Origin of the sequence: Thalassospira sp., from assembly GCF_030690045.1 — a bacterium.
Classification (GTDB): Bacteria; Pseudomonadota; Alphaproteobacteria; order Rhodospirillales; family Thalassospiraceae; genus Thalassospira.
The window spans coordinates 225,422-245,593 of sequence record NZ_JAUYHK010000016.1 but is presented as its reverse complement, the minus strand read 5'-3'; the positions used below and the strand labels follow the sequence as shown (position 1 = coordinate 245,593).

Genomic DNA, 20,172 nt, shown 5'->3' with positions numbered 1-20,172 from the left:
TCGCTCGATAAAAGCATAAGCCAGAATGTGACAGGCTCCGCAGGCGAAAAATACCCGGTCTGGCAAATGCCAGCGTTTAACGGCGTCGTGTTTTGAATAGCCAGGCGTGCGGGGTTGATACATGTTGGCGTCTATTTTAGCGGCAACAGGTTGTATTTTTCCAGCAAGCGCCGCAGCTGATGATAATTCAGTTTCAGCATCTCGGCGGCTTCGGTCTGGTTGTTGTGGCTTTGGCGCATGGCGTGTTCCAGCAGGATAATTTCGTAATCGCGGGTTGCGGCTTTAAAATCGATTTCGCTTATTGTCAGGGTGGGCGGTGAAGGCGCGTTGGCTAAGCCGGGAGCGGTATTGTTTGCTGGTGTCGTGGTGTTTGTGTCCGTCTCGCTCCATATCTCGGCAAACGGGTCCAGCACGATATGCGAAACAGGTTTGTCGCCATCGTCGGACAAATACAGGCTGCGTTCAACCGCGTTGCGCAATTCGCGCACATTTCCCGGCCAGTCATGGCCCAAAAGCTGCCGGGTGGCACGCGGCGAGAATCCGCTGAAAACCTGCCGCGACAGGCGTTTGGTCATATCAAGCGCAAACTGTTCGGCCAGCAACAAGATATCATCGGTACGTTCGCGCAGAGGCGGCACGGCAATCACATCAAAGGCAAGACGATCCAGCAAATCGGCGCGGAATTTCCCCTGTGCGGCCAAATCGCGCAAATTTTCATTGGTGACGCCAATCACCCGCACATCGATATCAATCACCTCGCTGCCGCCGACCCGTTCGATTTCACCATATTCCACCACGCGCAGCAGTTTTTCCTGCACCACCGCGCTGGCGGTGGCGATTTCGTCCAGAATGATTGTGCCGCCATGCGCCCGTTCGAACCGGCCAATATGGCGTTTGGCGGCCCCGGTAAAGGCCCCGGCTTCGTGGCCGAACAATTCGGTATCAAGCAGGGATTCGGATAATGCCGCGCAATTGATCGTCACCAGCGGCCCGCCCCAGCGCGTGGACAGATAATGCAAACGCGCCGCAATCAGTTCCTTGCCCGACCCGCGTTCGCCAATCACCAGGCAGGGGCGATTGATCGGCGCCAGCCGCGAGACATGCTCGATCACCGCCAGAAACCGGGGGTCTTCCCCAAGGATGGGTTGTAAATGATCCATGATTGCGAAAAACGTTATCGAAAATCGATAATAAAGTCGCGATAAAAGTTAAGTGTAATGGTGAAAAATTTTGAAAACCATGTAATATCAATGAATTAATAAAATGGCATGCTTCCTGCAATTATCGGGGCAGAATAATGTGTCCCCCAAAACAGGAGATCAGACAATGGGCGTGTTTTCGCGTTTGTCCGATATCGTTAATGCCAATATCAATTCGCTTCTGGATCGTGCCGAAGACCCGGAAAAGATGGTTCGCCTGATGATTCAGGAAATGGAAGATACCCTGGTCGAAGTCCGGTCATCCGCCGTCAAGGCGATTGCGGATAAGAAGGAAGTCGAACGCAAGCTGAAAAAGCTGTATGACGGCCAGAATGAATGGGAACAAAAGGCCGAGTTTGCCATTGCCAAGGGCCGTGACGATCTGGCCAAGGGGGCGCTGATGGCGCGCCGCCGTCTGGCCGATCAGTCGCTGGTTCTGGAGCGCGAACTGGAAGTGATCGAGGAAACCCTTGGCAAATTTGACGAGGACCTCACCAAGCTGCAAAACAAGCTGAACGAAGCCAAGGGCAAACAGCGCACGGTGGAAATTCGCATGAAGACCGCCGAAAAGCGGGTTAAGATGCGTGAAAAGATCCATTCCGGCCAGATCGACGAGGCGCTGCTGCGCTATGAGCAGATGGAACGCCGGATTGACGAACTGGAAGCCAGTGCCGACTCATATGATCTGGGCCGAGGCCAGACGCTGGAAGAACAGTTTGGCGATCTTGAAGTGGAACTGGGGATCGAGGATGATCTCAAGGCGTTGAAAGAACGGGTCAAAAAAGACAAGTAACCGGATCCCGCCCACCGGGGCGGGATCAGTTTCAACCAGAAATCAGGTTTGAAAGCCAATATGTGGGCATTTGTGGTACCGTTAATCGTCTTTGTGGTCGTGGTCGGGCCGATTTGGGTGGTGTTTTATTACATCACTGTCTGGAAACGCATGAAGGCCGAACGTCCGCAAATGTCCGCCGATGATGATGCGCGTTTCAGGGAGGCAGTCAGCAGCCTGAAACGCCGGGCCGAAGGCCTTGAAAATCGTGTCGAAACGCTTGAACGCCTGTTGGATGCCGAGGTTGCCGAATGGAGGAACAGGATATGACTGCCCAGCAAGCGACAGCCGGATGCGGCTATCATCGCGGTCATGATAAGAACAAACGCCATAATTGCCGGTTTTCCCGCAATTCCGGCGACGAAGGCCAGAAATGCAAGGGTGTTTTCGGACGCACATTGCACGGCATTTCAGAAAAATTCGGGATTCCGCGCAAGGGTGTGCTGGTTGCCTGGATCATTACCCTGATTTTCAGTTTCCCGGTCGGGGTGGCGCTGTTTGCGCTGGCATGGGCCTTTGTCCATCATCCCGAATGGTTTGACGGATTGCGCCGCAAGGGGCGCGGCACGGCAACCCGCCCGGCAACGGCGGCCTCTGCCGCATCGGCGTCATCGGATGCCGAAGATGACCGTCCGGTGGTCGGGGTGGATTTTGAAGACCCGTGGATGGAAGAATTGCGGCGCAAATTCGATGATCTTGAGGCCCGCACCGGTTCGATGGAAGGTTATGTTGCCTCGGGCGATTACAAACTGTCATCGGAATTCAACAAGATGCGCAACGAAGACCGTGATCGCGAAGACGACAGCAAGGCCTGATCCCCTGTCGTACCCGGTCTGAATGAAAACCGCCCCTGATGCAGCGCATCCGGGCGGTTTTTTGTTTTTACCGGTTCCGGCCCTTGAAAAATCCCTGCATCTCAAGCATTTGTTAAAAACATACCGAATAAGGTTTATTACGAAACCTAATTCGGGTTTATGCCGGATAAAATCATCTGGCCGGTACGGGGTGGGGCGATATGGCGACCTTGGTCGATCATCCGGGCGAACCGGATTTCTTGCGGCGTCTGGTGCTGGACAATCCGTGGTGGGATGGCATTACCGACGACAAGGTGCATCACCTGTCGCCACGCGCCTTTTTCAAACGGTTCTGGACGGCGGTTGAAAAGAATGACGGCAGCAAGGCCGTGATTCTGACCGGCCCGCGCGGGGTTGGCAAAACCGTGATGTTGCGTCAGGCGATTTCGCAATTGCTGGATGGCGATACGCCGCGCCGCCATGTGTGTTACGTGTCGCTGGAACATCCGCTGTTTATGGAACTGGACCTGGTGCGTCTGCCCAAAATGTTGCGGGCGACACGCGGTATTTCGGCCGATCATCCCTTGTGGCTGTTTATCGACGAGGTATCATATCAGCGTGACTGGGAAAGCAGCCTGTCGCGTCTTTTGACGGTTGATCCGATGTTGCGTGTGGTTGCGGTCAGTGCGCTGGCCCCGACAGCGGCGGCAAAATCGCATTTGACCACTCTGTTCCTGCCGCCTTTCAGTTTCGCCGAATATCTGGAACAACGCGGCATCAATCCCCGCGATGTTTTGCCCGCCGCCCCCAATGCCAGCCGTTATACCGCCGATATTCCCGACGGACTGACCGAACTGAATCATTTGTTTGAAGATTATATTTACGAAGGCGGTTTTCATGACCGTGATGGCGAGGCCGGGGCGATTCACCGGTCCCTGCATTCGGATTTACCCGGCCTGCATGGCATTTCCAGCCCGTCGGATTTGCACCGGCTGTTTGTGTTGCTGGCCTATAATACCGGGTCGGAATTTTCGATTGAAACATTGGCGCGGGAACTCGACATCGCCAAAAACACCCTGCGCCGTTATCTCGATTATCTGGAATCGGCATGGCTGGTGCGACGGTTGGAACGGGTCGATCAGGATGCCAGACTGTTTCAGCGGGCGGTGGCCTTCAAGGTGCATCTGATCCATCCCGGTCTGCGCAGCGGCCTGACTGGCGGGCGGGCCGAAGACAGCGCGACGATGACGCGCCTGGTCGAAACCGCGATCCAGACCCAGTTTCTGGCCTCCAATGCCGGGATGGAAAGCCTGTTTTACGCCCGATGGGGCCATTACGAAGTCCCGTTTGTGTTTCTGGACCGGCGCAACGGCACACCGTTATTTGCCTATCATTGCCTGTGGCGCGACGAGGGGATCCGCAAACCCAGAGAAGTCCGGGCGCTGGTCAATTTCAAAACCGCTCATGCCTTGCCGCTGGGGGCGTTTGTCCTGACCAAGGCGCAATGGCATGGCGGCAAGCTGGGTGGCGAAGCCATGCGGTTTGAACCGGCCAGTGTGCTGGCCCTGCGCATTGGTCTGGAATTTTCACAATTATGAACATGCGATCCGCCCTTTTGCTGATGCTGTGGGCGGTGGTGCTGACATCCCCCGCACAGGCCCTTGACGGGCAGGATGCGGCGAATACCGCCCTGATTGCGGCCCTTCCGGCATCCTGTCCGCATGATGTTGTGCAATGGACGCAGGAAGATATCCCGGTCAATCTCAGTCATATTTTTTGTGGTGAAATTGCATCGGGGCGCAAGGCCAAGGGCCTGCATGCCCGCCCGAATGGCGATGCCCCGGCGATTTTGCTGCATATGGAAATGGTTCTGACCCCGGATGCTCAGGGTGTTTACGCCGCACGGATAACACTTGCGCAGGATGGCAGATCGGCCCAAAAATATTCCAGCTTTTTCCCCGATCATTGCGATGCAAGTGCCGTGATTGCCTCGATCCGTCATGCCGCCCGCCATCCATCGGTCTGCCCGGCCAATGCGCCGCGCTGGGCATCCTGCGGCCCCGGGGCGCCAAAGGTCTTGACGGATGATGAGGCGCAAAAATCGGGGTTTTGCATGGGCGCGGATGGATCGGTGATTGATATTGCGATTGGTTATCTGCAAGACGGGCGGATCAACACCGCCTTTCCACCGCGATGAAGGTGCCATGAGGGCGCGATGAAGCCAGGGGGATGTAAATTGGTCCGCATCGGGTGTCTGGTGCTTGTGATGATGGCGGGGATGCTTGTGGCGCCGGTGTTGCTGCGTGCCCAGGGCAATGCCGATTTGCTGCAATCCTATGTGTCGTCCTATATCCGGCAGGCCGGATTGCCGGGTGCTGTCATTGGTATTTCCTATCCTGATGGTGGCATGCGTCTGGCGTCTGGCGGCCTTGCCAAAGCCGCCCCCAAACAGCCGATGCGCGATGATCATTTGTTTTATATCGGGTCGCTGACCAAAATGATGACGTCGGTGGTGATCCTGCAACTGGCCGCCGAAGGCTGGCTTGATCTGTCGGACCCGGTGGCGAAATGGTTGCCGCCCGATGTGGGGCCGCGCATTGCCAATGGTCATTCGGCGACGATCCGCGATTTGTTGCGCAATGCGTCGGGCATTCCCGATTATCTGGATGGTGATTTCTTCTTTGAACTGGTGGGTAGCGACCCGCAGCATGGCTGGCGCAATGCCGAATTATTGCCATTGATCATGGATCGCGACCCGCATTTCCGCGCCGGGACCCGCTATGCCAATTCCAACAGCAATTATATCCTGTTGGGTGTGATCCTTGAACATGTCGAACAGGACGATATCGAACAGATTTTTGCCAAACGGATTTTTGAACCGCTGGCAATGCGCGACACGTCTTTTGGTATTTTTCCGCGCCCGGCCCGGCTGGCGCGGGGCTATGATGACGGCAATGGCGACGGCCAACTCGAAGATGTCAGTGAATTTGACGTTGGCGACCGTCTGGCCGATGGCGGGGTGGTATCAACGGCGGCAGATATGCTGCGCTTTGCCCGCGGCCTGTTTGCCGATGGCAAGTTATTGGGCCCCAACGCCCTGAAACGCATGACCGAAGACACCCTTCTGGCCGGGGACGGGTCCTATGGCTATGGCCTGATGACGGGTGAAAGCGACTGGGGGTCGGTCTGGGGGTATGACGGGGTCTATTTCGGTTATTCTGCCGAATTTTCATGGTTCCCCGATCAGAAAACCGCGATTGTTTTCCTGTCCAATGGCCGGGCACTAAACGATGTGCCACGCGCCACCCAACAACTTTTGCCCGGCTTGTTTGGCGCGCCGCAGCAATAAATATTCAGTCGCCGATCTTTCCCAAAAGGGAAGGTGTGCCGAATAATTTCATCGTACCGTTGGAGCGTTCAAAATACGCTGTCCAGAAATCCTGAAGCGATTTCAGTTCGGTTGAAGGGCGATAATTGCCATCCGACACATACCCGCCCCCAATGACATAGGCTTTGGCACCTTGCATGTCGCCAAATACTCCGGCGGCGTCAAGGCGGTCAAGTTCCGGGTCTGTCGCAAATTTGTTCAGTTTTCCCGCACCATAAAATGATGCCAGTTCGGAATTTTCCATCATGTCCGACACAAGCAAAACATATTTGTCGGGAATGTCCGATTTGGAAATCACATCATTCGCAATGGTGCGCAGGCTGGCCAGTATTTCTGTTTTGGGCAGATCGGTGCTGGCTTGTGAAAACGCATATATCAAGGCCTTTCCCGTATTCTGACGGACCTGAATATCCTGATTTTTCTGACAGGCATCAAGACGTTGCAAGGACCGTTTCGGGATGCTGTAGCGATTGTCGTCGGTCAGGCGCTGATCGATCTGGCCGCTCAGGATGATATGTGTATAACGATCAGAGACATTGGCCGAAAAACCAATGACATGAACCGCATCCCCCGGCGACAGGAATTGAAGGATCTTTTGGAACGCTTCTTCCTTGATGCTTTGGTTAAAGACAAGTGTCTGATCTACAATGACAAAAAGTTCACGCGAAAGAGGGGGGGGCGTTACTCCCCCAAGATCAGCACCCTGATAACAGCTTCCGATGACGGCTGTTGCGGCGTTTGCCGGTTGCACATGGGCCACCAGCGCCGTGATTGCTGTAACGACAGCCGCCTTTCCGAATTTTCGCAACATCTTGCTATCCTGTTTTAGGGCTTCATTTCTGCGGCCAGTTCCTTGCGGATACGCTCGCGCATTTCTTCATCGCTTTCGGGTTTCGGGGCCGCTGCCGCCATTTCCTGCATTAATTCAGCCCGGATGCGGGCTTCTTTTTCTGCCGGTGTTTCTTCTGGCGCTGTCACGGGTGGCGTTGAAACGGGTTTCGCAGAAGCGGCATTTGTTTTCCGGTCCTTGCCAGCTTGGCGGACCTGCTCGGTTTTTTCCTCGGACTGCTGGTAATGATCCATAAAGGTCCGGTCTGCCGATTGCAGCAAAATCTCGCGGTGGGACTTGTCAACGCCGCTTTCGGCGGCCCGGATGGTCAGACGGGATTGAAGGTTGGAAAGATGTTTCTGGGCAACCCGGGCAATGGCATCGCGCTTGCGCTCGTACCACGATTCATAAGAAACCCGGCTTGGAAAATTCCGGATAATTTTGCGGGCTTGCGAACTTTCTTTCCCGGCAAATCCTGTTTTGTAACCGATACCAATACCCATGATCTGTATCAGAATGAACAAGGTGGCCAGAATGGCATAGGTTGTCAGATTGGCCGCATCCCGTGCGCCGCTTTGTTCATTGCCAGCCTGATTGTCTGCTTCATCTTGCGGCTGTTGCAAAATGGATGGCAGGCCACTGCTTTCGGGTATCAACTGATCCAGCGAGAAGGTGTTGGTATTTCCCGGTGCCGTCAGGCCTGCAACCTCGGCGGTTTTTTCCTGTTGATAGGTTTCGTAGCGGACATAGGTTGCGCCAATTGCCACACCGATAATTGCGATGGCGGCAATGATTGTCCACATCGGCGTTCCCGGTGTGACGTGGGCATTGCTGTCAACCCGGTGCAGGATTTGCAAATAAGCCGGATCATCATCGTCCAGATGGTCGTTTTCCAGTGTAACCTTGTTGGTGCGGCCAAAAAGATTGGGGCGGTTTTCATCGGTGTCATGCATCCACCAGATACGCACCTTTTTAATCAGGCCGCGTTTATGAAGTTCATGACCCGATTGGTGCGTCAGATACACCAGAACAGCCGAAATAAGGAACGCGATCAGAAACGATCCCTGGACCTGTAACTGTTCGCTGGCACCGGGCAAGGTGTAACCCGACAGGATGTAGGCAAAGCCGAGGGCCTCGACAAAAACCATGGCGATCAACAAAAGACGCATGAAAAAGCCCAGTTCACTACGGCCCAGTTCCTGAACTTTTCCAAGATAGCTTTTGGATTTGTCATACATGTCCGGATCGGCGGCAATGCGCCGGATATCGCCTGAAAAATCGTCGCAAAGTGTTCCTTCGGATGCAAACCACCCATTCTTGCGGATCGAAATGTCTTTTGACAGACGGGCCGTTTTTCCAATAACCGGCAGGCTGTACAGCATGCTTTTAAAGAATAATTTGACCTCGTCCCACCAGTTGATAATCAACAAAACCAGAACTGCGGTCAGGACAACCGCACTGATGATGGTTCGATAAGCCATGATGAAAGCAAAAATTTCGTTCATTGTCTGGAATCCTGATCCTAAAAATTCACTTCATTGGCTTGAAAGAGATATCGTTGGCATAGACGCTGTTATCTTTGTCGTAATAGATGCGGCCACGCGATGCCTGAAATGCCTTGTCCTTGGAAAAAACAACATCAAGGCAACGGGCAGGCCATGCGGATTCATCAAGAAATACCCGATAGATCACGCCGTTTTTGCCAACATAGGACCGGGCCTGTGCTGTTGTATTAAGGGTCGGCGTTTCGGTTCCGGGCTGGTAATTTTCAAAGACGACAAAATCCGGGGCCTTGTCGACAAGGCCGCTATCTTCCAGAACGGCAACTTTGGTCAGGCCGACAAGATGACCATTGACGGTGTCATGCCATGATGTCGAATACAGTCCCGGAAGATATTCAGATGTGCGGCGAACCGGCGCATCGGTTTCAAGCGACATGACCTTGCCAATTGGCCGGTAGGTGTCATCAATGCAGGAACTGTCGAGCATGGAGGAGTTTTCCGATGCCTGTGCATCGGAAATCGGCCAGATTGATGACAACAGACTTTTGTCGTCGTTCTTTTCGACAAGAGATGCGATGTTCTGATCGTCACCATCGATTTTATGCCCGCCAAAATCAATGGATTTCCCGGCCTTGAGAACAGCAGTTTTTGTGTTCGGAACGCTTGCAGGCGGGGCCGTGACGGATGGTTTTGCCGGGGTTGGTGCTTGTGGGGCTGCCGGTGCCGGAACGGCTTTTGAGGCAGCAACCCGCGAAGGCAGAAAAGGATCGGTCTCGACAAGGCTGTCATAGGCGATGATGCCGTCTTCTGTTTCCAGTTCGACCACTTCAACCCGACGGTTCTTGCCTCGGCCTTCGGCGGTCAGGTTGCTTGCAATCGGGCGGTCTTCGCCAGCACCTTTGTAATAAAGATGTTTTTTGCTGACGCCGGCCTGTTCAAAAATATTGGCAACCGTGCGGGCGCGTTCTTCGGACAGGCGGCGATTGCCTTCGGTGGAACCGGTATCATCGGTGTGGCCAAGAATCAGCACGCGGCGCTGTGTCCCTGCGTATGATTTTGCAAGTTCGGTCAAATCTTTGGCGGCGCTGGCTGTCGGTTGTGATGCACCCGTTGCAAACATGGCGTCATTGGCAACCGTAACCGAAAATCCTTGCTCGATCTCATCTTTGGATGCCGCGTCGGGATTGCTCCAGGTGCTGTTGGCAACCGAAATCGGCTGCACACCCAGTTGGGTTTCCTGCATTTTTTTCTGAACGGCGGCAAATTCTTCGCAACGGCTTTGCAAATAGGATTGCAGTCCTTTGCCTGCGAGGCCGCCTGCCGCCCCGCCTGCAACACCGGCAAGTCCCTTGTTATCACCGCCAACAAGCAAGCCGATGCCAATGCCAATGATGGCGCCACCGATCACATAAGCGGCTTCGTTGTAATTGCAGGATCCGTCTGCGCCGGGGGTTGTGCTTAAAAAGGATGGCGTGCCCTGATTGGTTACGCATCCGCCAAGAATGCTGGTAACGCAAAGCGAGGCGACAAACGCACGCACTGATTTATGGTTCATAAAAACCCCCGATTTGGCAGAAGTCCAAACATTATCCCCAACTATACTATTAGCTGCAATTTCTAATGGTTCGCAAGGCGGGTTTTACCTGCTTGCGGAAAAATATCCGTCGGAATGGATGTGGAATTCCCAATCGCCGATCTGTTTTGCCGCCGATCCGCCTTTTTACCAATGCCGCACTGCAAAATATGGCTTGCCCTGAGGGGAGTGGTTCGGTAATTTTTGGAATAATGAATTCATAAAATTGTACGAAAATTACCAAATCGAGGAAATCTGTCATGGTTGCAGCAGTGCGTCCCCGCCGTTCGGTTCTGTATATGCCCGGTTCCAATGCCCGGGCGCTGGAAAAGGGGCGGGGGCTTTTGGCGGATGGCCTGATCCTTGATCTGGAAGACGCGGTGGCACCCGATGCCAAGGATATGGCGCGTGATCAGATTGTTGCCGCCCTTGATGCCGGGGGGTATGGCGGGCGCGAAATTCAGGTGCGTGTCAATGGTCTGAACACGCCGTGGGGCCATGCCGATCTTGTTGCTGCCGCCAAAACATCGGCCGATGCCATTTTGCTGCCCAAGGTCGAAAGTGCCGATACCGTGCGGCAGGTCGCCGCCATCCTGGAGGCCGAAGGCGCCCATGATGCCATGCGCATCTGGTGTATGATGGAAACACCGCTGGCGATGCTCAATGCCAAAGAAATTGCATCTGCCCATCCGCGTCTTGGCGGGTTTGTGATGGGCACATCCGATCTGGCCAAGGATTTGAATTGCGCCCATACGCCGGATCGCCTGCCAATGATCACCAGCCTTGGCCTGTGTTTGCTGGCCGCACGGGCCTATGGCCTTGCCATTCTGGATGGCGTTCATCTGGATCTTGCCGATGATGCCGGGTTTGCGCGCGCCTGCCAGCAGGGGCGCGAATTAGGCTTTGATGGCAAAACCCTGATTCATCCCAAAACCATCGATGTCGCCAATGCCGCCTTTGCCCCCCATGCCGACGAGGTGGACTGGGCGCGCAAAATCATTGCCGCCCATCAGGCCGCCAGCGCCAGCGGACAGGGGGTGGTCGTGGTCGATGGCAAGCTGGTGGAAAATCTGCATGTGGTGTCGGCAAAACGTCTGGTGGCGATGGCCGATCAGATTGCCGCGATGGCGGACCCGGCATGAACAACCTGGCAGGAGGAACAGCGCGATGACATCCAAAACCAGTCAGGGCAATTTTTTCGAGGATTTCCGCATCGGTCAGGAAATCCGCCATGCGACGCCGCGTACGATTACCAGCGGGGATGTCGCGCTGTATAACGGGCTGTATGGTCCGCGCTTTGCCGCGCAATCGTCCGATGAATTTGCCCGCGCCATGGGTTATCGGGCCGCCCCGGTCGATGATTTGCTGGTCTTTCATATGGTGTTTGGCAAAACCGTGCCCGATGTGTCGTTAAATGCGGTGGCCAATCTGGGTTATGCAGGCGGGGTGTTCGGGGTGCCGGTTTATCCTGGCGATACGGTGTCCACCACATCGATTGTCACCGGATTAAAGGAAAATTCCAACGGCAAGACCGGGGTGGTGTATGTCAATTCGACGGGGCGTAACCAGCGCGGCGAGATGGTGATTGATTACAGCCGCTGGGTCATGGTGCGCAAACGCGATGAAACCCGCCCTGCCCATGACGAAACGGTGTTGCCCGAACTGGCGCATGGTGTTGCCGCCGATGCCCTGCATGTGCCGGTTGGGCTGGATCTGTTGTCATATGATTTCGATCTGGCCGGGGCACCGCATCGCTGGGGCGATTATCAGGTCGGCGAGAAAATCGATCATGTCGATGGCATGACAATCGAAGAAGCCGAACATCAGATGGCAACGCGGCTGTATCAAAATACCGCACGGGTGCATTTTGATCAGGTCGCGGCAATGCAGGGACGGTTTGGCAAACGCCTGATTTATGGCGGGCATATTATTTCGCTGGCGCGCGCCCTGTCATTTAACGGCCTTGCCAACGGGTTCCGGATTGCCGCAATCAATGGCGGCACCCATGCCAATCCGGCCTTTGCCGGGGATACAATATTTGCCTGGTCCGAGGTGCTGGACAAATACGAGATTGCCGGTCGCCATGATGTCGGGGCCTTGCGGTTGCGGCTGGTGGCGGTGCGGGACCGGCAGGGAAACGATTTTCCGTTGCGCGATGCCGAAGGCAAATATGACTCCGCCGTGTTGCTGGATTTTGATTACACCCTGCTGATCCCGCGATGACCAGCCTGCGTAGAAAGACTGTATTGCGTCGTGATCCTGAAAATATGGTGTGATATCCCCCGGCCCATGGGGGAAACTGTGCCGCCCCTATCATCTGACGAATGAGACTTTTGGCGGTAATTCGCAGATTTCTTTGGGTTTCAAAGGTGTGGTGATTGACTCATGCCCTGTGCATGGCTAAATAATCGCTGCTTTCCCGCCAGCATATTTGAGAAGAGGCAAATCCGTCATGAGCAAAGCCAATCGGCCGCTGTCTCCCCATTTACAGGTGTACAGACTTCCGATGGCAGCAAAGATGTCCATCTCTTTCCGCGCGATGGGCGTCGGCCTTGCTATTGGTTTCGTATTCCTGGCGTCCTGGCTGATTGGGGCCGGCGCCGGTCGTGATGCCTTTAACGGCTATCACGCATTTTTCACCTCGTGGTTCGGTCTGTTGCTGCTGTTCGGTTGGACGGTGGCGTTTTATTACCATGCCTGCAACGGTGTCCGGCATCTTGTCTGGGATACCGGTCGCGGCCTGACGAATGAAGGGGCGGCGAAATCCACCCCCGTCGTTCTTGGCGCGGCAGTCGTGCTGACCGTGGTCACGTGGGTTATCGGTCTGGCGTAAGCCGGGCAAAAGGGGACAAGGTTGTTATGAGTATGCAATCCGATCTGGGCCGCGTGCGCGGTCTTGGTTCTGCCAAAAGCGGTTCGGCGCATTGGTGGAGCCAGCGCGTTACCGCCATCGCCAACCTGCCGCTTGGCATCTGGTTTATCCTGTCCATTCTGGCGGGTCATACCGCCGATTATGACAGTGTCCGGGCATGGCTTGGTTCGTATTTCCATTCGACGATGATGATCTTGCTGGTCATCTCTGTGGCCTGGCACTTTACGCTGGGCTTGCAGGTTGTGATCGAGGATTACGTTCATAACCGTACAATTGAAATCACATCGCTGATGCTGATCAGGGCTGCTGCGGCTTTTCTGTCGGTTGCCGCCATAGTGTCGGTGCTGCGTATCGTTTTTGCCGGAGCCTGACCCATGACCGAATCCTATAAAATTATCGACCATAACTACGATGTCGTTGTTATGGGAGCCGGGGGTGCCGGTTTGCGGGCGACGCTGGGCACGGTTGAGGCCGGTTTGAAAACCGCCTGCATCACCAAGGTCTTCCCGACCCGTTCCCATACGGTTGCCGCCCAGGGCGGCATTGGCGCCTCACTGGGCAACATGTCCGAAGACCATTGGCAGTGGCATATGTATGACACTGTCAAGGGATCGGACTGGCTCGGCGATCAGGATGCCATCGAATATATGTGCCGCAATGCGGTGCCTGCCGTTCATGAACTTGAACATTACGGCATGCCGTTTTCGCGCACCGCCGAAGGCAAGATTTACCAGCGTCCGTTTGGTGGCCATACCCGCGACCACGGCAAGGCCCCGGTCGAACGCGCCTGTGCGGCGGCCGACCGTACCGGTCACGCCATGCTCCATACGCTGTATCAGCAATGCCTGAAGCACAAGGCCGAATTCTTTATCGAATATATCGCCCTTGACCTGATCATGGACGAAGACGGTTCGTGCCGTGGTCTGGTGGCGTGGAACCTTGATGACGGCACCATTCACCGTTTCAACGCCAAGATGACCGTTCTGGCATCGGGCGGTTATGGTCGCGCCTTCTTTAGCTGTACCTCGGCCCATACCTGTACCGGCGATGGTCATGGCATGGTGGCCCGTGCCGGTCTTGGTCTTCAGGATATGGAATTTGTGCAGTTCCACCCGACCGGCATTTATGGTTCGGGTTGCCTGATTACCGAAGGCGCGCGCGGCGAAGGCGGCTATCTGACCAATTCCGAAGGCGAACGTTTCATGGAACGTTATGCCCCGACGGTGAAAGACCTGGCATCGCGCGACGTTGTGTCGCGCGGTATGGCCCAGGAAATTCGCGATGGTCGCGGTGTCGGCGAACATGGCGAATATATCCACCTGCATCTTGAACATCTGGGGTCGGAAGTCCTGTGGGAACGTCTGCCGGGCATTACCGAAACCGCCAAAATCTTTGCCGGTGTCGATGCCACCCGCGAACCGATCCCGGTTCTGCCGACGGTCCATTACAATATGGGCGGCATTCCGACCAATTATAAGGGCGAAGTCCTGAACCCGACGGCCGATGACCCGAACCGTGTGGTGCCGGGCCTGATGGCGGCGGGCGAGGCGGCCTGTGTGTCGGTTCATGGTGCCAACCGCCTTGGCACCAATTCGTTGCTCGATCTTGTGGTGTTTGGTCGCGCCTGCGGCCTGCATGCTGCCGAAGTGGTCGATCCGAAATCATCCTTCAAGGAACTGAAAGCCAGCGACGGCGAAATCGGCATTGCCCGGTTTGACCGTCTGCGCTGGGCCAAGGGGTCGCGTCCGACCGCCGATATCCGCCTGGAAATGCAGCGCGTCATGCAGGGCAATTGCGGCGTGTTCCGCACGGCGGAAATCCTTGGCGAGGGTGTTGAAAAACTGTCGAAGACCGCGGCAACACTTCCCGATGTTGCCGTCAGCGACCGCTCGCTGATCTGGAATTCCGATCTGGTGGAAACGCTGGAACTGGAAAACCTGATGGTCTGTGCTGCCTCAACCATGAATTCGGCCGAAGCCCGTCATGAATCCCGCGGGGCCCATGCCCACGAGGATTACCCCAAACGGGACGATGAAGTGTGGATGAAGCATACGATTGCAACGGTCGCGTGGGACAAGGGTTACGGGGTTGATCTGACCTATCGTCCGGTCAACACCTTCACCCTGACCGATGAAGTCGAATATATCGAGCCGAAGGAACGCGTCTATTAAGGCGCGGCAAGAGAGGATTTGAGAGAATGGTAGAGTTCAATCTTCCCGCCAATTCGGTCGTGAAAGAGGGCAAGTCGTTCTCGGCCCCGGCCGGTGCGAAGACCCCGCGCAAGTTCAGGATTTATCGCTACGATCCCGATAGTGGCGAAAATCCGCGGACCGATACCTATGAACTGGATCTGGATGCCTGCGGCCCGATGGTTCTGGACGCGCTGATCAAGATCAAGAACGAAGTCGATGCGACCCTGACTTTCCGCCGGTCCTGCCGCGAAGGCATTTGCGGGTCCTGTGCGATGAATATTGACGGGCGCAACACGCTGGCCTGTCTGAAACCGATCGAAGACATCGATGGCGAGGTCAAGATCTATCCGCTGCCCCATATGCCGGTGGTCAAGGATCTGGTGCCCGACCTGTCGCAACCCTATGCGCAGCTTGCCTCGATCGAACCGTGGCTAAAGGCCGACAGCCCGGCACCGCCCGATGGCGAACGCCTTCAGTCGCGCGAAGAACGCGCCAAACTTGACGGTTTGTGGGAATGCATTTTGTGCTTCTCCTGTTCAACCGCGTGCCCGTCCTATTGGTGGAATTCGGACCGTTATCTGGGCCCGGCCGTTCTGCTGCAAGCCTATCGCTGGCTTGCGGACTCGCGTGATGAATATACCGGTGAACGTCTTGATATGCTCGAAGACCCGTTCCGCCTGTATCGGTGCCACACGATCATGAACTGCACCAATACCTGCCCCAAGGGCCTGAATCCCGCGCTTGCGATCACTGAAATCAAAAAGATGATTGTCGAACGCAACATCTGATTTGGTGACTGCCTTAAAAAGACCGTTTAAAGCCGCTGGTTTATCGCCAGCGGCTTTTTTATGATCAGGCGCAACGCGCCCCGCGACCCGGCAAAAGGAATGATTGATATGCGTATGGCAAACTGGCTTTTCCCGGCAAGTGGTGCGGCCTATGGACTGGCATTCTGGTATCTGGCGTCGGAATCCGGTGCGCAACCGTCCTTTCTGATGCCAATGATGACCTTTGTCGCGACATTGGCTTTTGCCGGATGGTTCGTGGCCGGGGTCCGCGATGTCTGGCGGGACAGTCTGGTCGCGCTGGTTCTGGCCGGATTGGCGGGATTGCAGGTCTGGCTGTTTGATCTCATGATCGGCTTTGTCCATGTCGATGACATTTCCCTGATCGGTTTGCTGTTGTGTCAGGCGATCTGGGTCGGGGTGGTGGTGGCGGCATGGCGGGTCTGGGGGCCGGTGCAGGGGACGGTGTTGCCGCCGGAGAAAAACCGCGCCTTGCTGGTGCCGGAAATCTGGTTGATCAAGATATCGCTGGCATTCGGGATGCTGGCGATTGGCCTGTTCTGGGGCATGATCTATGTCCTGTCGGTTTTGCTGGAACTGGTCGGGATTGACGATATCTGGGATTATATCGGCCATGCTCCGGTCGCCAGCACCCTGACCGGGCTGGCCTTTGCCACCGGTCTGTTGCTGGTGCGAATGATGGACCATTTGCTGGTGCCGGTGCGCCAGGTGATTGGCGCAATGTTTCGCGTTCTGTATCCGTTGCAGGCACTGGGTTTGTTGCTGTTTCTGATTCTGGCGGCCTTTGGCGGCTGGCGTATTTTTCTGGAACGTCAGGACGGGGTGTGGTGGACGGTGATTGCCGGGGCATTCGCCCTTTCCTATCTGTTGTTTGGCACGGTACAGGCCGATAATCGCCCGACCCTGTTTGGCCGGTATGGCGACCGGGTGTTTCGCGCCACCTTGTGGATGGCCCCGTTATTGTCCCTGATGGCGCTGGCGGCGATTTATGTGCGAATTGATGATTATGGCCTGACGCCATCCCGGCTTTACGGGGTCTGGGTGGCGGTATTTTCCCTGATTGCAACTTTCTGGCTGGCCTGTGCGGCCTTTGGCCGTCGGCAATCCACACCCGATGCCTTGCGCGGGACTTTTGGCCATATCCTGATCTCGGCGGCGGGGGTGGCCTTTATCCTGCATTTGCCGATGATTGATCCGGTATCAATGTCGGTGCGCAGCCAGATGCAGCGGATTGTGGCCGATGATCAACCCGATCAGAATGATCTGATTTTCATGGTACAGGATCTGGGCAAACCGGGCGAGGCCGCCCTGGTCGAACTTGCCGGGCTTTACCCCGATCAGGTCGCCGATATTGCGACCCTGCGCGCCCGTTATATCGGGCAAAACCGCCAGGAAGATACGGTTGCTGTCGATCATATTCCGGTCTTTCCGGGCGGAACACAGCTTACCCGCGACCAGATTTCGCGTCTTCTGGAAAATGAATTGAAATATGCGCGTCAGAACTGTCTGGCCGATGGTGACATCGCGGATCGGGGCGGGCAGAATATGTGCGCCCTCCTGCTGGTTGATCTGGATGCGGATGGCCGTGAAGAAGCCGTGTTTTTTGGCAAATATCCGTTTGCTGAAATGTATGCCCTGCAAAATGACGGGGTATGGCAACCGGTTCTGACCTTTCGGCTGGGGAGCGATATTACGCCCGGATCGGTGCTGGAGGCGCTTGAAGCAGGGGATTATCAAACCGTCATTCCGCGCTATCGCGATCTTGAAGTTGGCGGGCAACGTTGGGAACAACATCGTTAACCGATGGCTTATCCCGTCGGGTTAGGATGGGGCAATGTGCAGAAGGGGTGAATGACAATGGCGGGATCGGAACGTTTGTTGAAATCTGTTATGCCGCTTGCGGTGATGGTCATGGCATCGGTTCTGGTGGCCTGTGGCGATACTGCCCCGAAATGGGAACCGCAAAGCATGTTCGGAACCCCGGCGGCACCGGGGATCGATGATCAGTATCTGGCGATGGCGGATTTCAAGGCAATGGCACGCGATGAAGCGGGCAAGATGTATCCCGCCGGGCCAAATGCCACGGTTCTGGGCGCGGTCGAAGAAGCCGTGGTGTTATGCCAGAATGGTGGTGGTACAGGCTGCAAGGCCGTCCGGGTGGGCCTGACTTATCTCGAAGGACTGGACCGCACCGCCATTGATGCGGCGATTTCATCCTATCGCGATACCCTGACGGCGGAAGCCTATCAGGCGGCACGGGCGGGTAATGCCGAAGCCGCCAACTGGCTGGCCTATCATTATGCGACGCGCAACGAAAATCTGGGCGAGGCGGAACGCCTGATCCGTGCGGCGATGGCGCAACAGCCCGACAACCCCAATATCCTCGATACCTATGGTCTGATCCTGTTTCGCAAGGGTGCCTATGCCGAGGCCGAAGAAGTCTTTGTCGCGGTTAACCGGGTGTCGCCCAGTGCCGAACATATCGCCCATTTCGCCGACAATGCACTGGCAATGGGCAAGACCGACATGGCACGGGCGGCGTTTTTGCGCGCCCTGGATGCCGGGCCGGGGCCGGTCCTGCAACAACAGATTCAGCAACGGTTATTGTCGATTGACCTTGGAAACGGCAATACCACGCCTTAACCCGATACCGGCCAGTCCAGTATAACGGGCCTGCCATCAACCAGTGGCAGGTCGATCTCATCAAGGTTATTACCCGGCCCGCTGCGATCCACGATCAGAAAATCACTGTCGGGTTCCAGCACCAGAAGCGGATGATGCCAGACATTCTTGGCATAGGTCACCCCCTGCGTGCCGTCCGATATGAAGGCCCGCAGATCGTCCGGTTTCGGGGTGTCGGTGCCGGTTGCCACCACAATCAGGAATTTCTGCTGTGCCATCGGCATAAAGGCCTGCGATCCCAGCGGATGGCGTTCCATCATTTTGATTTCAATCGGCATCGGGCGCGGTGTGCCGCGAAAAATGCTGATGATCGGGGTGCCGCCTTCATCCGCAACATCAACTCGCGCAATTTCGTGAAACCGGGTCGTGGTGCCCAGATTGATCGTATAACAATCGCGGGCGGTGGCGGTTGACATCACCTCGCCAAACGGCGCAAAGGCTTCGGCGGTCAGGGGTTCGACTGTCAGTTTCATCACGCCTGCCGCTTTGCCGGTTTGCCAAGGATGCGGATGCGGCTGATGCCGCCATCGGGGATCGAATTGATCCGCAAATGGCTGACTGGGCCGGTGGCGGTGATATGGGCGGCATCATATTCATGGATATGATCGGCCTGCATTTTTTGTTCCGGCAAAAGGGTTGGCCAGAACATGGATCGCGCAATGATCGATTTGTCCTTTTCGCCGTCAACATAGGCCGCCTGTATCGATACCCGGTCGGGGAAATTGCCCTTGAAATGACAGGTATCGACAATGATTTTGTCGATCATGCCGGGATGGCCCAGTTCAATAATCAACCACTCATTGCCCGGTTCGCGCCGCCGCCGGGTTTCCCAGCCATCCCCCATATTGATGCCGCGTCCGGGGGCCAGCACCACATTGGGGTTGCCGTAATGGGCATTGGACCATGCCACCGCAATGCCGCCATTGATCATCGATGCCAGATCAACCTGGCTGCCCGATTGCGCCAAATTGCTCCAGTCCCGGTCCGGGCGGCCATACACCCGCAGTCGCGCCACCCCGCCATCGGGATAGATATGCAGGCGGACATGGCTGTAAACCGCATCATCGGTGACGCTGGCATAATGATGCGCACTGGCACCCAGCCCGATCGGCGCGACGATTTCGGTCCATCTGGTCGCATCATCCGGGTCGCCATCCGGGCAATAACATCCTTCTAGCGAGGCCGCCGGGGGAAAATTGCCGGTGAAATGGCTGGTGTCGATATCAACGCCATAAATCCGCGCCGATGTCGCCAGGCGGACAATCGCATAATCATGGCCTTCAACCCGCTTGCGGCGGCTTTCCCATCCATCCATCCATTTGCCATTGTCGTCATATTTGTCCGGATAAAAAATCGCCGGGCCGCTTTGCAACATGCGTTGCCGGTCGGCAAAAAAATCATCGGTGGCAAATATGGCAATGGCACCAAGACGTTCATCGGCAATATTGACAAATCGCCGGACAAATTCCGGTGCGGATGGGTCGATGTCATGGCTCATGGTGA

Annotated in this window: 20 protein-coding genes; 14 read left to right on the top strand and 6 right to left on the bottom strand. The window is 55.9% G+C overall.

Annotated features, from left to right (window positions below):
* Positions 1-131: 131 nt before the first annotated feature.
* Positions 132-1,160 carry a phage shock protein operon transcriptional activator gene (gene pspF / locus Q8O73_RS12715; protein ID WP_305558538.1) on the bottom strand — a complete coding sequence of 343 codons (1,029 nt, stop codon included), beginning with the start codon at positions 1,158-1,160 and terminating at the stop codon, positions 132-134.
* A 166-nt stretch (positions 1,161-1,326) separates the two neighbouring features.
* Here pspF and pspA point away from each other — a divergent pair, with 166 nt between their 5' ends.
* From pspA to Q8O73_RS12685, 6 genes are all read left to right on the top strand, one after another.
* On the top strand, positions 1,327-1,992 hold the full coding sequence (gene pspA / locus Q8O73_RS12710; RefSeq protein ID WP_305558537.1) for a phage shock protein PspA: 666 nt from the start codon (positions 1,327-1,329) through the stop codon (positions 1,990-1,992).
* A 48-nt stretch (positions 1,993-2,040) separates the two neighbouring features.
* Positions 2,041-2,301, top strand: a complete 261-nt coding sequence (gene pspB / locus Q8O73_RS12705) for an envelope stress response membrane protein PspB (protein ID WP_305558536.1) — start codon at positions 2,041-2,043, stop codon at positions 2,299-2,301.
* On the top strand, positions 2,298-2,846 hold the full coding sequence (locus Q8O73_RS12700) for a hypothetical protein (RefSeq protein ID WP_305558535.1): 549 nt from the start codon (positions 2,298-2,300) through the stop codon (positions 2,844-2,846). Before pspB ends, Q8O73_RS12700 begins: the two co-directional genes overlap by 4 nt.
* Positions 2,847-3,046: 200 nt before the next feature.
* Entirely contained in the window at positions 3,047-4,423 is a 1,377-nt protein-coding gene (locus Q8O73_RS12695; RefSeq protein WP_305558534.1) for an ATP-binding protein, read from the top strand.
* A complete protein-coding gene (locus Q8O73_RS12690) occupies positions 4,420-5,022 on the top strand; it encodes an EndoU domain-containing protein (RefSeq protein WP_305558533.1) in 603 nt (200 codons plus the stop codon). The genes Q8O73_RS12695 and Q8O73_RS12690 overlap by 4 nt, the downstream gene beginning before the upstream one ends.
* A 39-nt stretch (positions 5,023-5,061) precedes the next feature.
* A complete protein-coding gene (locus Q8O73_RS12685) occupies positions 5,062-6,174 on the top strand; it encodes a serine hydrolase (protein ID WP_305558532.1) in 1,113 nt (370 codons plus the stop codon).
* Between the two features lie 4 nt (positions 6,175-6,178).
* On the opposite strand, the gene Q8O73_RS12680 is transcribed toward Q8O73_RS12685, so the two are convergent.
* From Q8O73_RS12680 to Q8O73_RS12670, 3 genes are read right to left on the bottom strand one after another with little or no spacing between them, the layout of a single operon-like run.
* Positions 6,179-7,024, bottom strand: a complete 846-nt coding sequence (locus Q8O73_RS12680; RefSeq protein WP_305558531.1) for a hypothetical protein — start codon at positions 7,022-7,024, stop codon at positions 6,179-6,181.
* Between the two features lie 14 nt (positions 7,025-7,038).
* Positions 7,039-8,547, bottom strand: a complete 1,509-nt coding sequence (locus Q8O73_RS12675) for a hypothetical protein (protein ID WP_305558530.1) — start codon at positions 8,545-8,547, stop codon at positions 7,039-7,041.
* A gap of 25 nt (positions 8,548-8,572) precedes the next feature.
* On the bottom strand, positions 8,573-10,099 hold the full coding sequence (locus Q8O73_RS12670) for an OmpA family protein (protein WP_305558529.1): 1,527 nt from the start codon (positions 10,097-10,099) through the stop codon (positions 8,573-8,575).
* Positions 10,100-10,377: 278 nt separating this feature from the next.
* Between Q8O73_RS12670 and Q8O73_RS12665 the strand changes: the two genes are divergently transcribed.
* The 8 genes from Q8O73_RS12665 to Q8O73_RS12630 all read left to right on the top strand — a co-directional run bounded on the left by Q8O73_RS12665 (position 10,378) and on the right by Q8O73_RS12630 (position 18,630).
* A complete protein-coding gene (locus Q8O73_RS12665; RefSeq protein WP_305558528.1) occupies positions 10,378-11,259 on the top strand; it encodes a CoA ester lyase in 882 nt (293 codons plus the stop codon).
* A gap of 25 nt (positions 11,260-11,284) precedes the next feature.
* On the top strand, positions 11,285-12,340 hold the full coding sequence (locus Q8O73_RS12660; RefSeq protein ID WP_305558527.1) for a MaoC family dehydratase: 1,056 nt from the start codon (positions 11,285-11,287) through the stop codon (positions 12,338-12,340).
* Positions 12,341-12,569: 229 nt separating this feature from the next.
* Positions 12,570-12,950, top strand: coding sequence for a succinate dehydrogenase, cytochrome b556 subunit (gene sdhC / locus Q8O73_RS12655; RefSeq protein ID WP_305558526.1), 381 nt, complete (start codon positions 12,570-12,572; stop codon positions 12,948-12,950).
* A 26-nt stretch (positions 12,951-12,976) separates the two neighbouring features.
* A complete protein-coding gene (gene sdhD / locus Q8O73_RS12650; RefSeq protein WP_305558525.1) occupies positions 12,977-13,360 on the top strand; it encodes a succinate dehydrogenase, hydrophobic membrane anchor protein in 384 nt (127 codons plus the stop codon).
* A 3-nt stretch (positions 13,361-13,363) separates the two neighbouring features.
* A complete protein-coding gene (sdhA, locus tag Q8O73_RS12645) occupies positions 13,364-15,160 on the top strand; it encodes a succinate dehydrogenase flavoprotein subunit (protein ID WP_305558524.1) in 1,797 nt (598 codons plus the stop codon).
* Between the two features lie 26 nt (positions 15,161-15,186).
* Positions 15,187-15,969, top strand: a complete 783-nt coding sequence (locus Q8O73_RS12640) for a succinate dehydrogenase iron-sulfur subunit (RefSeq protein WP_305558523.1) — start codon at positions 15,187-15,189, stop codon at positions 15,967-15,969.
* A gap of 99 nt (positions 15,970-16,068) precedes the next feature.
* Positions 16,069-17,787 carry a DUF4153 domain-containing protein gene (locus tag Q8O73_RS12635; protein ID WP_305558522.1) on the top strand — a complete coding sequence of 573 codons (1,719 nt, stop codon included), beginning with the start codon at positions 16,069-16,071 and terminating at the stop codon, positions 17,785-17,787.
* A 78-nt stretch (positions 17,788-17,865) separates the two neighbouring features.
* A complete protein-coding gene (locus Q8O73_RS12630) occupies positions 17,866-18,630 on the top strand; it encodes a M48 family metallopeptidase (protein ID WP_305558521.1) in 765 nt (254 codons plus the stop codon).
* Here Q8O73_RS12630 and Q8O73_RS12625 read toward each other — a convergent pair.
* Both Q8O73_RS12625 and alc read right to left on the bottom strand, forming a co-directional pair.
* On the bottom strand, positions 18,627-19,145 hold the full coding sequence (locus Q8O73_RS12625) for an ureidoglycolate lyase (RefSeq protein WP_371135086.1): 519 nt from the start codon (positions 19,143-19,145) through the stop codon (positions 18,627-18,629). The two genes, Q8O73_RS12630 and Q8O73_RS12625, sit on opposite strands and share 4 nt — an antisense overlap.
* Complete coding sequence (alc, locus tag Q8O73_RS12620) at positions 19,142-20,167, bottom strand: allantoicase (RefSeq protein ID WP_305558519.1); 1,026 nt, start codon at positions 20,165-20,167, stop codon at positions 19,142-19,144. The genes Q8O73_RS12625 and alc overlap by 4 nt, the downstream gene beginning before the upstream one ends.
* Positions 20,168-20,172 lie beyond the last annotated feature (5 nt).

What these genes read in the sequence shown, in the direction of transcription:
- Q8O73_RS12635 (WP_305558522.1), top strand. Translation starts at nt 16,069, where the DNA reads ATGATTGATATGCGTATGGCAAACTGGCTTTTCCCGGCAAGTGGTGCG.
- Q8O73_RS12640 (WP_305558523.1), top strand. Translation starts at nt 15,187, where the DNA reads ATGGTAGAGTTCAATCTTCCCGCCAATTCGGTCGTGAAAGAGGGCAAG.
- Q8O73_RS12665 (WP_305558528.1), top strand. Translation starts at nt 10,378, where the DNA reads ATGGTTGCAGCAGTGCGTCCCCGCCGTTCGGTTCTGTATATGCCCGGT.
- Q8O73_RS12700 (WP_305558535.1), top strand. Translation starts at nt 2,298, where the DNA reads ATGACTGCCCAGCAAGCGACAGCCGGATGCGGCTATCATCGCGGTCAT.
- Q8O73_RS12660 (WP_305558527.1), top strand. Translation starts at nt 11,285, where the DNA reads ATGACATCCAAAACCAGTCAGGGCAATTTTTTCGAGGATTTCCGCATC.
- Q8O73_RS12670 (WP_305558529.1), bottom strand. Translation starts at nt 10,099, where the DNA reads ATGAACCATAAATCAGTGCGTGCGTTTGTCGCCTCGCTTTGCGTTACC.
- alc (WP_305558519.1), bottom strand. Translation starts at nt 20,167, where the DNA reads ATGAGCCATGACATCGACCCATCCGCACCGGAATTTGTCCGGCGATTT.
- sdhA (WP_305558524.1), top strand. Translation starts at nt 13,364, where the DNA reads ATGACCGAATCCTATAAAATTATCGACCATAACTACGATGTCGTTGTT.
- Q8O73_RS12675 (WP_305558530.1), bottom strand. Translation starts at nt 8,547, where the DNA reads ATGAACGAAATTTTTGCTTTCATCATGGCTTATCGAACCATCATCAGT.
- sdhD (WP_305558525.1), top strand. Translation starts at nt 12,977, where the DNA reads ATGAGTATGCAATCCGATCTGGGCCGCGTGCGCGGTCTTGGTTCTGCC.
- Q8O73_RS12690 (WP_305558533.1), top strand. Translation starts at nt 4,420, where the DNA reads ATGAACATGCGATCCGCCCTTTTGCTGATGCTGTGGGCGGTGGTGCTG.
- pspA (WP_305558537.1), top strand. Translation starts at nt 1,327, where the DNA reads ATGGGCGTGTTTTCGCGTTTGTCCGATATCGTTAATGCCAATATCAAT.
- sdhC (WP_305558526.1), top strand. Translation starts at nt 12,570, where the DNA reads ATGAGCAAAGCCAATCGGCCGCTGTCTCCCCATTTACAGGTGTACAGA.
- pspF (WP_305558538.1), bottom strand. Translation starts at nt 1,160, where the DNA reads ATGGATCATTTACAACCCATCCTTGGGGAAGACCCCCGGTTTCTGGCG.
- Q8O73_RS12695 (WP_305558534.1), top strand. Translation starts at nt 3,047, where the DNA reads ATGGCGACCTTGGTCGATCATCCGGGCGAACCGGATTTCTTGCGGCGT.
- Q8O73_RS12680 (WP_305558531.1), bottom strand. Translation starts at nt 7,024, where the DNA reads ATGTTGCGAAAATTCGGAAAGGCGGCTGTCGTTACAGCAATCACGGCG.